The organism is Streptomyces sp. NPDC086766, from assembly GCF_044746005.1.
Lineage (GTDB): Bacteria > Actinomycetota > Actinomycetes > Streptomycetales > Streptomycetaceae > Streptomyces.
On the sequence record NZ_JBIVBI010000010.1, the window covers coordinates 113,695 to 126,993 of the forward strand.

General features: G+C 69.5%; 5 protein-coding genes and 4 pseudogenes. 6 read left to right on the forward strand and 3 right to left on the reverse strand.

Annotation, left to right across the window (positions count from 1 at the left end):
- A pseudogene (locus ACIPM1_RS19865) lies at nt 1-854 on the reverse strand (OmpL47-type beta-barrel domain-containing protein); the annotation flags it as partial.
- A gap of 765 nt (nt 855-1,619) precedes the next feature.
- On the opposite strand from ACIPM1_RS19865, the gene ACIPM1_RS19870 reads away from it, so the two are divergent.
- The 5 genes and pseudogenes from ACIPM1_RS19870 to ACIPM1_RS19890 all read left to right on the forward strand — a co-directional run bounded on the left by ACIPM1_RS19870 (nt 1,620) and on the right by ACIPM1_RS19890 (nt 7,525).
- A complete protein-coding gene (locus ACIPM1_RS19870; RefSeq protein ID WP_402436352.1) occupies nt 1,620-2,585 on the forward strand; it encodes a multicopper oxidase domain-containing protein in 966 nt (321 codons plus the stop codon).
- A 300-nt stretch (nt 2,586-2,885) separates the two neighbouring features.
- Nucleotides 2,886-3,815: pseudogene (locus ACIPM1_RS19875) on the forward strand (ThuA domain-containing protein); the annotation flags it as partial.
- 18 nt (nt 3,816-3,833) lie between these two features.
- A pseudogene (locus tag ACIPM1_RS19880) lies at nt 3,834-5,795 on the forward strand (ThuA domain-containing protein); the annotation flags it as partial.
- A gap of 51 nt (nt 5,796-5,846) precedes the next feature.
- Nucleotides 5,847-6,938 (forward strand): annotated as a pseudogene (locus tag ACIPM1_RS19885) (family 16 glycoside hydrolase); the annotation flags it as partial.
- A 347-nt stretch (nt 6,939-7,285) separates the two neighbouring features.
- Nucleotides 7,286-7,525, forward strand: coding sequence for a LuxR C-terminal-related transcriptional regulator (locus ACIPM1_RS19890; RefSeq protein WP_402436355.1), 240 nt, complete (start codon nt 7,286-7,288; stop codon nt 7,523-7,525).
- Between the two features lie 104 nt (nt 7,526-7,629).
- Here the strand turns inward: ACIPM1_RS19890 and ACIPM1_RS19895 are convergent, their stop codons facing one another.
- Together ACIPM1_RS19895 and ACIPM1_RS19900 are read right to left on the reverse strand one after the other, a co-directional pair.
- Complete coding sequence (locus tag ACIPM1_RS19895; RefSeq protein ID WP_402436357.1) at nt 7,630-8,841, reverse strand: ROK family protein; 1,212 nt, start codon at nt 8,839-8,841, stop codon at nt 7,630-7,632.
- A 139-nt stretch (nt 8,842-8,980) separates the two neighbouring features.
- Nucleotides 8,981-9,973: a sugar phosphate isomerase/epimerase family protein gene (locus ACIPM1_RS19900; protein ID WP_402436360.1), complete on the reverse strand. Its 993-nt coding sequence runs from the start codon at nt 9,971-9,973 to the stop codon at nt 8,981-8,983.
- 666 nt (nt 9,974-10,639) lie between these two features.
- On the opposite strand from ACIPM1_RS19900, the gene ACIPM1_RS19905 reads away from it, so the two are divergent.
- A complete protein-coding gene (locus ACIPM1_RS19905) occupies nt 10,640-13,114 on the forward strand; it encodes a PQQ-dependent sugar dehydrogenase (protein WP_402436363.1) in 2,475 nt (824 codons plus the stop codon).
- The last annotated feature ends 185 nt before the right edge of the window (nt 13,115-13,299 follow it).

Here is a 13,299-nt window from a genome sequence, read left to right on the forward strand (position 1 = left end):
GCCCCACCATCGAGCGCGTACTCCACCTTGTCCACACCCGAACCGGAGTCCGACGCCGACACCGTCACCGTCGCACTGCCCACATAACTCCCGGACTCGTCCTTCGTACCCGAGACGGAGGCCGACGTGTCCGGCGCAGTCGTGTCCTGCGGCGGAGCCGCCACCACCGCGAACGACACCGACTTCACCGCCGACGTATTGCCCGCCTTGTCCGTCGCCCGGTACGACACCGTGTGATCACCCACACCGCTCACCTGCACCGGCGCCGAATAAGCCGCAAAAGCCCCACCATCGAGCGCGTACTCCACCTTGTCCACACCCGAACCGGAGTCCGACGCCGACACCGTCACCGTCGCACTGCCCACATAACTCCCGGACGCGTCCTTCGTACCCGAGACGGAGGCCGACGTGTCCGGCGCAGTCGTGTCATTCCCGGGGGCCGCAGTGACGGTCAGCTCACCCGACATCATGTGGCCGGGCATGGCGCAGTAGTAGTGGTAGACGCCGGGGCTCAGGGTGACCTGGGCCGTGTGCCGGCCTCCGCTGGAGTCCGACGGGCTCGCCTGGATGTTGAGGTCGACGTCGGTGTTGTAGTCGGGGTTGGACGTATCGAACGTCAGTGTGTGCGGCATGCCCGTCGTGTTGCCGGTCGCCGCGCTGTTCTCGAACACGATCGTCGCCGGGCCGGCCACCGCGGTGGTGGGGGCGGACGTGTAGCTCATGTATCCGTCGCCGGCTGTCCAGGTGAGGACCTGGGTGTCCGCCGCGGCGGCATCGCGGCTCCTCTCCGCGTACGCGGCCGGCGCGGCCAACGAGAACGCCGTGAGCAGCACGGCCGCCAAGGTCACCAACACCGAGCGCGGGCTGAACCGGCCCCGTGGCGCGAATCTCGAGGGGGGTGGATCCGTCTGGGCATGGAGCAGTCTTCTGAACACCGCTGCACCTTTCGCGAATCGCTGGTTGCGGTACCGCGCGCGGATCGGCGGTCCCGCCGGGTGGACGACCAGCCGCCGGGACGACCGCGTAGGGGCCCGTCCGGCCGGGGTGCCGCGCGGAGCTCGGTCCGGGGCGGCGGTGGCGCACAGTCCGTCACCTGGGCGGCCTGAGCGCAAGTGGGCTGAGGGGGAATGCGGGTGATGGTCGGGGCGTGACGACGGCGACCGGCAGCTGTCACAGACGGACGAACGGTGTCCGCTCGCCCTCGGACCGGAGCAGTGACGCGAAAGGCCCGCACCCGGGACTCACCCACCTCCCCCTGGGAAGCGACAACGATGCGAAGTTAGCCGTCTTTTGACGAATCGCCAAGGGCTATGACCGCAACCCAACCAACTTTGACCTGAGTCTGGAAAAACTGGTGAGTCGCCGTTACGGTGAGGCCGTTCCGAGGCGCACTCCGCCTCCCTCAGCCGAGCCGGTCTCGGCCGTACCGGCGCATCCGGCGGACGGACGGTTCCCGGACCGGACACCCACCCGACGACGACCTCTCTGCCGGCCCCGCGGGGCCGGACGCCCGGCGCACCACGCAGACCGCCCGTCGGTTTGCCGTGCTGACCGGGGCATCGCACCTCACGCCCACGAAACGCCGTCAGGCGCCCACGCCTGTCGAGGATTGGAGAGCGATGACCGACTCAGGCGTAGGCTCGCGACGCCTCTTCTCCCGGCGGTCCTTCGCCACCGGAGCCGTGGCGGCCGCCGTCGTCCCCGCGGTGCTCGGCAGCGCCGCCGCCGCGCCGCCCAAGGACCAGCCCGCCGTGGGAGGCGACGGCGAGGTCCGCAACCTGACGCTGTACATGGAGAAACTGCCGAACGGGGAGATGGGCTACGGCCTGCACCCCGGCCAGGCGACGATTCCGGGCCCGCTCATCGAGCTGACCGAGGGCGACACCATGAACATCGAGGTGGTCAACAACCTCGATGTCGCCGCCAGCCTCCATGTGCACGGCCTGGACTACGACACCACGAGCGACGGCACCAGGATGAACGACAGCGTCGTACAGCCGGGCGAGCGGCGTACCTACATCTGGCGCACGCACGCCCCGACCCGACGCCACGACGGGACGTGGGAGGCTGGAAGCGCCGGCTACTGGCACTACCACGACCACAACGTGGGCACCGAACACGGCACCGGGGGCATCCGGAAGGGCCTGTACGGCCCCGTGGTGGTGCGGCGCAAGGGCGATGTGCTGCCCGACAAGCAGTTCACGGTCGTGTTCAACAACATGACGATCAACAACAGGGTCGCCCCCGACACCCCCACCTTCAAGGCCGTCCGCGGCGAGCGGGTGGAGTTCGTCGTGATCACCCATGGCGACTTCTTCCACACCTTCCACGTGCACGGCCACCGCTGGACGGACAACCGCACCGGGATCTGGCAGGGTCCGCAGGACGTCAGCCAGGTCATCGACACCAGGACCACCGGCCCCGCGGACTCCTTCGGGTTCCAGGTGATCGCCGGCGAACGGGTCGGACCCGGCGCCTGGATGTACCACTGCCACGTGCAGAGCCACTCCGACATGGGGATGTCCGGGGTCTTCCTGGTGACCGAGGCCGACGGCACGGTCCCCGGGGACCCGCACCCCATGTAGCCGGGGCGGCCGGTACCGCCGCCCGTCCCGTCCCCCACCCCTTCCCCCCTGAGCCACGCCCGTCACACCTGACCGGACGGTCCGACGGGCGTGTACCACCCTGCCGCCGGTCGGCCCCGCGCCGCGAGGCGCCGGGGCGCCTGCGCTCCCACCGACTCCGGCGCCCCGGCCGTCTCCGGACACCCCCACGGCCGTGCAGCATCCCCCTCGCCCGGCACGGTCCGGGCGAGGCCCGTGCGGCAGTCCTCGCTCCACCCCCCTGGCCACTCTTCCGTTGTCGGATCGAGTCAAGGAGCAACCATGGGCCGAAGAGACCGGTTCGCGCTGTCACGACGGAGCGGAGCACCGCCGTCGCGTCCTGCGCGGATCCCCCGCCACGCCTCGCCCTGGCGCCGCGCGGTCGTCCTGCTGTCCAGCTCGGCGCTGGCACTGGGACTGTCCGCGCTGCCGGCCGTGCAGGCACAAGCGCGGCCGCAGGCCGGACAAGGCCAGGACCAGGGCACCGACACCGAAGGGCCGGTGCGTGTCCTGGTCTTCCACGGACCGGCCGCCCAGCAGGACGACCCCGTTGCGACCGCCGCCTCGGCGATCAAGGAACTGGGGCAGAAGAACGGCTTCTCGGTGGACGAGTCGGATGATCCGGGCGTCTTCACCGCCGACCGCCTCGCCCGCTACCGCGGCGTGGTCTTCCTGTCGGCCAAGGGCGTGTCCCTCACCTCGGACGAGGAGTCCGCGTTCCAGGCCTACGTCAAGGGAGGCGGAGGCTTCGTCGGAGTCCACGACGCCGCGCGCGCGGACGCCGACTCCACTTGGTTCACCGGCCTGATCGGGACGCGTCCGGCCTCCAGCCTCTCCGCCTCCGAGAAGGTCACGGAGGTCACCGCGAGCGACGACAACCCGCCCAACGAGACGAAGGACAAGCTGTTCGACGGCAGCAACACCACCAAGTGGCTGGCCCACCAGCAGACCGGCTGGGTCGCGGCGAAGACGGACCACGCGGTCGCGGTGGCCCAGTACGCGCTGACGTCGGCCAACGACTATCCGGGCCGGGACCCCAAGGACTGGAACCTCCAGGGCTCGCAGGACGGGAGCACCTGGAAGACGCTGGACACCCAGACCGGCCAGAACTTCCCGGACCGCTTCGAGACCAAGCAGTACAAGTTCGCCAACACCACGGCCTACCAGTACTACCGGCTGAACATCACCGCCAACTCCGGTGAGCCGCTGATCCAGTTGGCCGAGCTGCGGCTGTTCGGGGCCGACCCCGCGCCTGCGCCGGAGACCAAGGTGCAGCCGGCGGTCGTGGACCTCACCGACCGCCGGCACCCGGCGAACAAGGGCCTGCCGCTGAAGTGGACCCGGTCCGACCAGTGGATGAACTGGGACCCGAACCCGGACGGCAAGGTCCAGACGGTCGCCCAGGTCGAGGAGAACTCCTACGACGCGGGGCCCGCGGGCAACGGCCCGTTCCACCCGGTCTCCTGGTGCCGGGACTACGACGGCGGCCGGTCGTTCTACACCGGCATGGGCCGCACCGAGGACAGCTACACCTCGGACACCAAGTTCCAGAGCCATCTGCTCGGCGCCATCGAGTGGACGACCGGCATGGTCCGCGGCGACTGCCAGGCGACCATCGCGTCGAACTACTCGGTCGAGCGGCTCACGGGCAAGAACCAGCCGGGCCAACTCGACCAGATCGGCGAGCCGCACGGTCTGACGATCGCCCCCGACGGCAAGGTCTTCTACATCGGCAAGGCGGCCTGCCCGAGCGGTCCGATCCCCGACTGGAACGACCCCGAGGTGGGCCTGGGCTGCGGCACCATCCACCAGTGGGACCCCAAGACCAAGCAGGTCAAGCTGCTCACCACGCTCGACGTGATGGGCAACCGGGGCAGCGGCAGCGAACTGGTCAAGAACGAGGAGGGCCTGGTCGGCATCACGCTCGACCCCAAGTTCGAGCAGAACGGCTGGATCTACGTCTACTGGATGCCGCACGAGTCTGTCGACCGGGACAAGCAGACGGGCCAGCGCACCGTCTCGCGGCTGACCTACGACTTCAAGGACCAGTCGATCGACAAGAGCACCCGCAAGGACCTGCTGCACTGGACCGCGCAGATCCACAGCTGCTGCCACACCGGCGGGGGGATGACCTTCGACAACGACGGCAACCTCTACGTCGGCGTCGGTGACGACAACTCCTCGCAGGGAGCGGGGGCCGGCTACTCCGGGAACAACTGGACCCAGGACTACAAGGGCCTCTCCTTCCAGGACGCGCGCCGCACGGCCGGCAACACCAACGACCTCAACGGCAAGATCCTGCGGATCCACCCCGAGGCCGACGGCACCTACACGATCCCCAAGGGCAACCTGTTCACCGGTCAGGAGGAAGGCGGCGGCAAGACCCGCCCGGAGATCTACGTCATGGGCGTCCGCAACATCGCGCGGATCGCCTGGGACAAGACCAACAACTGGCTGACCGCGGCCTGGGTCGGCCCCGACGCGCCGAAACCCGACCCGGAACTCGGCCCGGCCAAGTACGAGACCGCGACCATCATCACCTCCGCGGGCAACCAGGGCTGGCCCTACTGCATGGGGAACAAGCAGCCGTACCGCGACCGCAGCAACACCGACGCCGGCGTGCTGACCGGCTGGTACGACTGCGACCACCTGAAGAACACCTCGCCCCGCAACACCGGTCTGGTGGACATCCCGCCGGCCCGCGACAACATGATCTGGTACTCGCCGCAGGGCGGCGGCGTGGTCTACCCCAAGCGCAGCGACGGCAGCGGGCTGCCCACGTACGTGCAGAGCGACGAGAAGTACACCGAGCCCTACCTCAAGGGCGGCGGCCAGGCCATCATGGACGGCCCGACCTACCACCGCTCGGAGGTGGACACGGGCAGCGGTGTCGCCTGGCCCTCCTACTGGGACGGCAAGTGGTTCATCGGCGACGAGTCCAACGCCAACAACCGCGTCGCGGTCACCGTCGACCAGGACAAGGTTCAGGACCAGGGCCCGCCGGTCTTCGGCGAGGACCTGCGCAAGATCCTCCCCGGCGGCAGCGGGGACAACAAGGTCCAGAGCTGGATGGACGCCAAGTTCGGCCCGGACGGCGCGCTCTACATGCTCGACTACGCCGGCGGCTTCTTCAGCCTGGACCCGAACCAGAAGCTGGTCCGCGTCGCGTACCACGGGGGCCCGGCCACGCCGAACCCGAGCGACGCCTCGGGCCGTCCGATCGCGCAGAGCAAGCCGCGGACGATCCAGTTCTCGGCCGCCAAGGCGGGCGGCATCGCCTGGGAGTGGGACTTCGGTGACGGCAGCCGGCCGTCGCACGAGCCCGACCCGACGCACACGTACGCCTCCTACGGCACCTACCACGCCACCCTCAAGGTGACCTACGCCGACGGCGAGCAGTCCACCGGGAAGATCGACGTGACGGCGGGCTGCACGGCGCCCGACGCCCGTTCCACGGTCTGGCTGCTCGACGGCGACACCGGCGTGGCCAACCACCGGGTCGGCGGCGGGTGCACGGTCAACGACCTGATCGACGACGAGGGAACCTGGGCGAACCACGGCGCCTTCGTCAGCCACGTCAACGACCTGGTGGACCAGTGGCGCAAGGACGGTGTCCTCGACAACCACGAGGCGGCGACCCTCGGCAAGGCCGCCGCCCGGTCGCCGATCGGCAAGACACCCGGATACAAGCCCCTCTTCGACGGATCGGCGGCGAGTCTCGCCGGTTGGAGCCAGGCGGGCGCAGGGGGGTTCTCGCTCCTGCCGGACGGCACCATGCGCAGCTCCGGCGGCATGGGCATGCTCTGGTACAGCAAGCAGGAGTTCAAGGACTACTCGATCCGGCTGCAGTTCCGGGACGTCGCTCCGGACGGCCACCGGGCCAACAGCGGTGTCTTCGTGAGGTTCCCCGACCCGCGGACGCCCCTGGACCAGCGGCCGGCCGGCAGCTGCGGCACTCAGGGATCGGCTCGCACGGCTCCGGAGTGGGTGGCGATCTACTGCGGCAACGAGATCCAGATCTACGACGGTGACACCGGCGAACCGCAGAAGACCGGCTCGGTCTACAACTTCGATCCGCTCGGCCTGGACCAGGCGAAGGTCACTCCGAAGGGCCAGTGGAACGACTACGAGATCCGGGTCGTCGGGCAGCACTACACGATCATCCGCAACGGCGTGGTGATCAACGAGTTCGACAACACGCCCGGCAAGTCGTCGTCGCGTGCGGGCGATCCGCCCACGGACCTGCGTCAGTTCCTCAGTGGCTACGTGGGGCTGCAGAACCACAGTGACAACGACCTGATCGAGTTCCGCAACATCCGGGTGCGGGACCTGTAAGCACAGGAGCGCCTGTGCCGGGCTCGGGACGACGTTCCCGAGCCCGGCACCGCTGCGAGTCGGTGTGCGTCCACGCGCCGGTGGCAGGACCGCGCAGAGCGTGCGGCCACCGGACCGAACCGTTCGATCCGGCAGAAGTTTTCGTGTAGAGCACACCAAACCCGGACCAGGCAGCAGAGTCGCCCTTGACCCTGCGCACGCGAACAGTTACCCAAGCTACAGCAGTTACCCCGTTGATACGTGACAGGTTGACACCCCGCGGTCGATCACGGGTTCAGGCCTTCCGCCCCCGGGCGGCGGCCTCCCCCGCGTTCCCTGCCGGCCGCACTCGTCGAAGGAGGACGAAAGTGTCCACGCTCAGCTACGAGACGGACCGGCAGCCCCTGCCTGACAACGTTGCCCTGCGCGGCGACGAGGTGCATCTGCTGTCGCTCCTGGCAACCGGGCTGCCGGTCGAGTCCGTCGCCCGACGGCTCCACTGCTGCCCTCGCACGGTGCGGCGGCGTTGCCGAGGTGTGTGCGACAAGATAGGCGTCAGCAGCGTCATCGAGGCCGTCGCGTGGGCGGCCCGACGCGGACTGATCTGAAGCCGCCCCCGAGATCCCCCTCACGCCCCGCGAGGCGCTCCCTGTCGCGCTCTGAGAGTGACGCGGCAGGGAGCGTATGGGGGTGGAAGGGCATGGCTGGACGGTCACTCCCCGGAGGCATGCCGAGGACGCGGGCGGCCGGGGGCTCGGCCCGAGGGTCCGCCGTAGGCCAGCTCACTCGCCAGCACGGCGGCGCCGACGACCCCGGCACGGGCGCCCAGCTCGGACAGCACGATCGGAAGGGCGCCGGTGGCCAGCGGCAGTGACCGCTGGTAGACGACACTGCGGAGCTCCGCGAGCAGGATGTGTCCGAGGTCGGCGAGGTCGCCGCCGATGACGATCATGGACGGGTTCATGAAGCTCACCAGTCCGGCGAGCACTTGGCCGACCCGCCGCCCGCCACCCCGGACGATGCCGATGCAGACCGCGTCGCCGGCGGCCGCGCCGTCGGCGACATCGCGGGCCGTGAGGGAGCCCTTGGCCGCCAGACGCTCCGCCAGCACCGGGGACCGGTCCCCGTCCGCGGCGGACTCGGCGTGGCGCGTCAGCGACTCCCGGCTGAAGTGCGCCTCCAGGCACCCCACGTTCCCGCACACGCAGACCGGGCCGTCCCCGTCGACCTGTATGTGACCGATGTCCCCGGCGCAGCCCGTGGCGCCGCGGTAGACGCGGCCGTCGATCTGCACTCCGCACCCGATGCCGCTGCCGATCTTGACGAAGATCAGGTTGTCGACGGTCCGGGCGACACCGCTGTGCCGCTCGCCCAGGGTCATCACGTTGACGTCGTTGTCGACCGCGACGGGGCAGCCGTGCTCGCCGGAGAGCACGTCGCGGACCGGATGGCGGTCCCATCCCGGCATGATCGGCGGGGAGACGGGGACGCCCTCGCGGAAACTCACCGGTCCGGGCAGGCCGATCCCGATGGCCTCCAGCCGCGTGAAGTGGCCCTCGGCGCGGATCTTGTCCAGGATCTGCGTGACCCGCCCCAGGACGGTCTCCGGACCGGTGCGGATGTCGCAGTGCTCGCTGTGCGACGCCACTGCCCGTAGGCAGCCGTCGGTGACTTCGACGCCGACCGAGCGGGCGTCGAGGTCGATCGCGGCGAAGCGCAGACCGGGGTCCAGTTTCACGAGTGTGGAGCGGCGTCCGCCGCGGGAGGGCGTCGGGCCCGCCTCCACGATCGTCCCCGCCGCCGTCAGACGGTCGAGTTCGGCCAGCACACGCGGCCGTGGCACCTGGAGCCAGCCAGCCAACTGGGCGCGGGACTGCGGCCCGTGGTCCCGCAGCAGGGCGAGCAGACCGTACCGGACGCTCACTTCGCTCACCTCCTGGTGGAAGGCACCGCTCGCCGGGCAATGTGGTCCGGGCCGACGAGGGCATGAGAAGCGTCCGCCCCGTTCCGCCGCTGGCCCCGGCACGAGGCGGGGAAACGACGGAACGGGGCGTGACGGCAGGTCAGGAGAGCAGGTCCGCGAGCGCGGTGTAACTGCGCTGCGCGGCACCGAACGAGCCGGGCGGGTTGGGCTGGGTGCCCGGAGCGGTGTCCTGCTCCCAGATGCCGTGGTGGTTGCCGAAGGGACCGATGGCGTGGATAAAGCGCTGGTAGGGCATGTCGCCGGCGCCGAATTCGGTCATGTCGTAGCCGTCACCGACGTTGGGGTCGGACTTGCCGTCCTTCATGTGGAACAGCGTGTACCGGTAGGGGTGCTCGCGCACGTACGCGGCGGGGTCGAAGCCGGGGTAGCGGAACTGTCCGACGAACGCCCAGTACACGTCCATCTCGAGGAAGACGTGGGCGGCGTCGGTGTTCTCCAGGAAGACGTCGTAGAGACGCACCGCGGGCTGGTCGGTGGCGAAGGCGAACTCCGCCCAGTGGTTGTGCTGGTAGAGCTTCAGTCCACGTGCCGACGCCGCCGCGCCCCAGCGGTTGAAGTCCTCCGCGGCCGCCTGGTAACCGGCGACCGTGGCGGTGTCCGAAGGGGCGTTCGGGGTCCCGATGTTCGGCATGCCGAGGATCTGGGCGTTGTCGAGCTCCTTCTGCAGGTTGCTGCGCAAGCTGCCGATGCCGATGTGGCTGCCGATGGCTCGCAGCCCGTTGTCGTCGAGCAGGGTGCGGATCTCCTGGAGGGTGATCTGCCGGCCGAGGATGGACGGGTCCTGGGTGTAGCCGGCGAACTCGACCTCCTTGAAGCCCATCCGCGACAGTTCCTCGAAGACGACGCGGAAGCCGAGTTGGTAGACCTTGTCGCGGACGCTGTAGAGCTGGATGCCGATGGCGTCCTTGGGGATGCTCAGGCTGGCGCCGTGCTGCTCGGCATCGGGGCCGGGTGTCTGGGCGGCGGCGGGGAGCGCACTGGCGAAGGTCGCCGCTCCGATGGCCACGGTGCCTGCGGCTGCCGCGCGCAGGAAGCCTCTGCGGTCGAAATCATGGGCGAACTGACCCATCATCACTCCTTCGTTGGGGAGCACCGAGCCGCGATGAGGCCGCGGCGGGGGCCGTCAGGGGGAGACGTCCTCGCCCGTGGTCCGGACGGGGGTGGTCTTGGCGGGCGTTCGTCGGCCTGGAACGCCTGGTGGACGGACGGTCGGCGGAACTGGTGGCGCGGCGACCGAAGTCGCGCTCGGTGATCGAGGGCGGCCGCTGCCGAGGCGCGATCTCCCCGCGGACCGCGCGACGGCGACAGGACGGCCTCGACGAACCCTCAGAGGACGATGAACGCCTGAGACCGCCGATAGTTCACCACGAACCGTTGCGACTTTTCACCAGACGAGCAAAAGATGTGGCCACTTCAGGTCAGGAAACGCGGCTACCGGGCAGTACCTGCTTGACAGTCCATGTTCACGGACCACACGCTCATGACGCTTCTTCAGGGGGCCGCGCACCCCTTCGGGCCCTCTCTCCACGTCCCACCCCGGACCGCGCGACCCCCATCCGCCTCCGTCCGCGGTCACACCACCCTCGAGACCAGTCGCCGACGGCGTGCACACCAGGGCCCCTGTTCACCGGCGAACCGAAGCACGCCGGCCCGGGCGTCCGGACCCGGCCCGCCGTCCCGCGCGGCGCGACCGCTCGCACGCCGTCATCGCAGTGCCCCAAGAGAGGTAGGCAGTCACGTGCGTACACCAGTAAGCCGGCTACTCGCCGCCACGTTGAGCGCAGCGCTCGGCGTGGGGGTCGCGGTGGCCGGATCGACGTCCGCGCAGGCGCGGGCCCAGGCATCAGGCAGAACGGCCGCGGCCGCCCCCGCTGCCGCGGCGTCCGACTTCCAGCAGGTCACCCTCGCCAAGGGAGCGGACCAGACCGGCGAGCCCATGGGGCTTTCGGTGCTCCCGGACGGCAGCGCTCTGCACACCTCCCGTGACGGCACCGTCTACTACACGACCCTCGACGGACTCACCGACGTGGCGGCCAAGCTGTCGGTCTACACCCATGACGAGGACGGGCTGCAGACCATCGCGATCGACCCCCACTTCGCCAAGAACCACTGGGTCTACGTGTACTACGCGCCGCGGCTCGACACCCCCATGTCCAACGCCCCGGACAACGGAACGGCCGCCGACTTCGCCCCCTACAAGGGCCACAACCAGCTGTCCCGGTTCACCTTCACCGACGGCAAGCTCGACCTGTCGAGCGAGAAGAAGATCCTGCAGGTCGGCACCGACCGCGGGCAGTGCTGCCACGTGGCGGGCGACATGCACTTCGACGGCAGCGGCAACCTGCTTCTGAGCACCGGCGACGACTCCAACCCGTTCGCCTCCGACGGCTACGACCCGATCGACCGGCGGCCCGACCGCAACCCCGTATACGACGCTGAGCGTTCGACGTCCAACACCAACGACCTGCGGGGCAAGCTGCTGCGGATCAAGGTGCACGACGACGGCACCTACACGGTTCCGGACGGCAACCTGTTCCCCAAGGGCACCGCGAAGACCCGCCCCGAGATCTACGCGATGGGCTTCCGCAATCCCTTCCGGTTCAACGTCGACAAGAAGACCGGCGTCGTCTACCTGGCCGACTACGGCCCGGACGCCGGCACCGCGAACCCGCAGCGTGGACCGGAGAACACCGTCGAGTACAACCGGATCACCAAGGCCGGTTACTTCGGGTGGCCGTATTGCATCGGCGACAACACGCCGTACGTCCAGTACGACTTCGCCACCAAGGAGTCCGGCCGCCCCTTCGACTGCGCCCACCCGGTGAACGACGCTCCCCTGAACACCGGTCTGCAGAACCTGCCACCGGCCCAGCCGGCCTGGATCTGGAACCACTACGCGGGCAATCCGAAGTTCCCCGAACTCGGAGGCCAGGGCGCGCCGATGGGCGGACCCGTGTACAACTACGAAGCGGGGCTGAAGTCCGCGGTCAAGTTCCCTCAGGGCTATGACGGGCAGTTCTTCGCCTACGAGTTCGGCAAGCACTGGATCAAGCCGATCTCCTCCGACAGCAGCGGAAAGATCCAGTCGATCAACACGTTGACCACCGGCAGGGACTGGGCCCACCTGGTAGAGCCCATCGACACCGAGTTCGGGCCGGACGGCTCGCTGTACGTGCTGGACTACGGCAGTGCCTGGTTCGGCGGCTCCCTGGACGCCGGGCTCTACAAGATCGAGTACGCGCCGGGCGACAAGGCGCCGACCGCGGTGATCAAGACCGACACCTCGTCGGGCAAGGCGCCGCTGGCGGTCAAGTTCGACGGTACGGGCTCGACCGACCCGGAGAACGACAAGCTCGCCTACGCGTGGGACTTCGACAACGACGGCAAGACCGACTCCACCAGTGCCGACCCGACGTTCACCTACACCGCCGACGGGCAGTACCACGCCAAGCTCACGGTGACCGACCCGAGCGGCAGGACGGGCGTCGCCGCCGTCCTGGTCACGGTGGGCAACACCGCGCCGGTGCTCTCGTTCTCCCAGCCGCCGAACGGGCTGACGTTCAAGGACGGGGACCAGGTCGCGTGGAAGGTCGACGTGACCGACCCCGACGGCACCCCGGTGGACTGCTCCAAGGTCCAGGTCGGCTACTCCCTCGGCCATGCCATGCACTCCCACAACCTCGCCCAGGCGACGGGGTGCAGCGGTACGTTCTCCATGACCGCCGCGGGCCACACCGACGCCGACGACTTCTACGGCATCTTCTCCGCGAGCTACACCGACACCTCCCCGACCGCCGGGGTGCCCGACCTCACCGGCACGACGCAGATCGTCCTGCAGCCCAAGTCCAGGCAGGCCGAGTTCTTCCGCACGCAGTCCGGCGTGCAGACGGGCTCCGACGCGAATGCCCAGGGCAACGCGGCGGTCACCTCGATCGACAACGGTGACTGGATCGAATTCGACCCGTACGACCTCCAGGGTGTGAGCAAGATCGACTTCCGGGCCGCGTCGAGCGGCGCCGGCGGCACCATCGAGGTCCACATGGACGCGCCCGACGGCCCGCCGGCCGGCACGGTGACGGTCGGCGACACCTCCGGCGCCTACACGACGGTCAGCGCACCGGTGACCGACCCGGGCGGGACGCACAAGCTGTACTTCGTCTTCAAGGGCGGCAGCGGCGACCTGTTCCGTCTGGACTCCTTCACGATGAGCTGACATCGCGGTCCCGTCCGCCCCGCCGGGCCGTCACCGACGGCCCGGCGGGGCGTTGCGCCGCTTACGGCCGGGCACCGGGCGGGCGGACCGGACGGCGTACTTCGACGTGCCCGCTGCTCACCGCGACGCCAGAGTGGGACAGGAGAGGCCTGTTCGAAGGGAGCGTCCGCCCGTGGGGATTCCGA

Excerpts from the sequence above, each read along its gene's own strand:
- ACIPM1_RS19900 (WP_402436360.1), bottom strand. The coding sequence starts at position 9,973 with ATGATGGGTCAGTTCGCCCATGATTTCGACCGCAGAGGCTTCCTGCGC.
- ACIPM1_RS19870 (WP_402436352.1), top strand. The coding sequence starts at position 1,620 with ATGACCGACTCAGGCGTAGGCTCGCGACGCCTCTTCTCCCGGCGGTCC.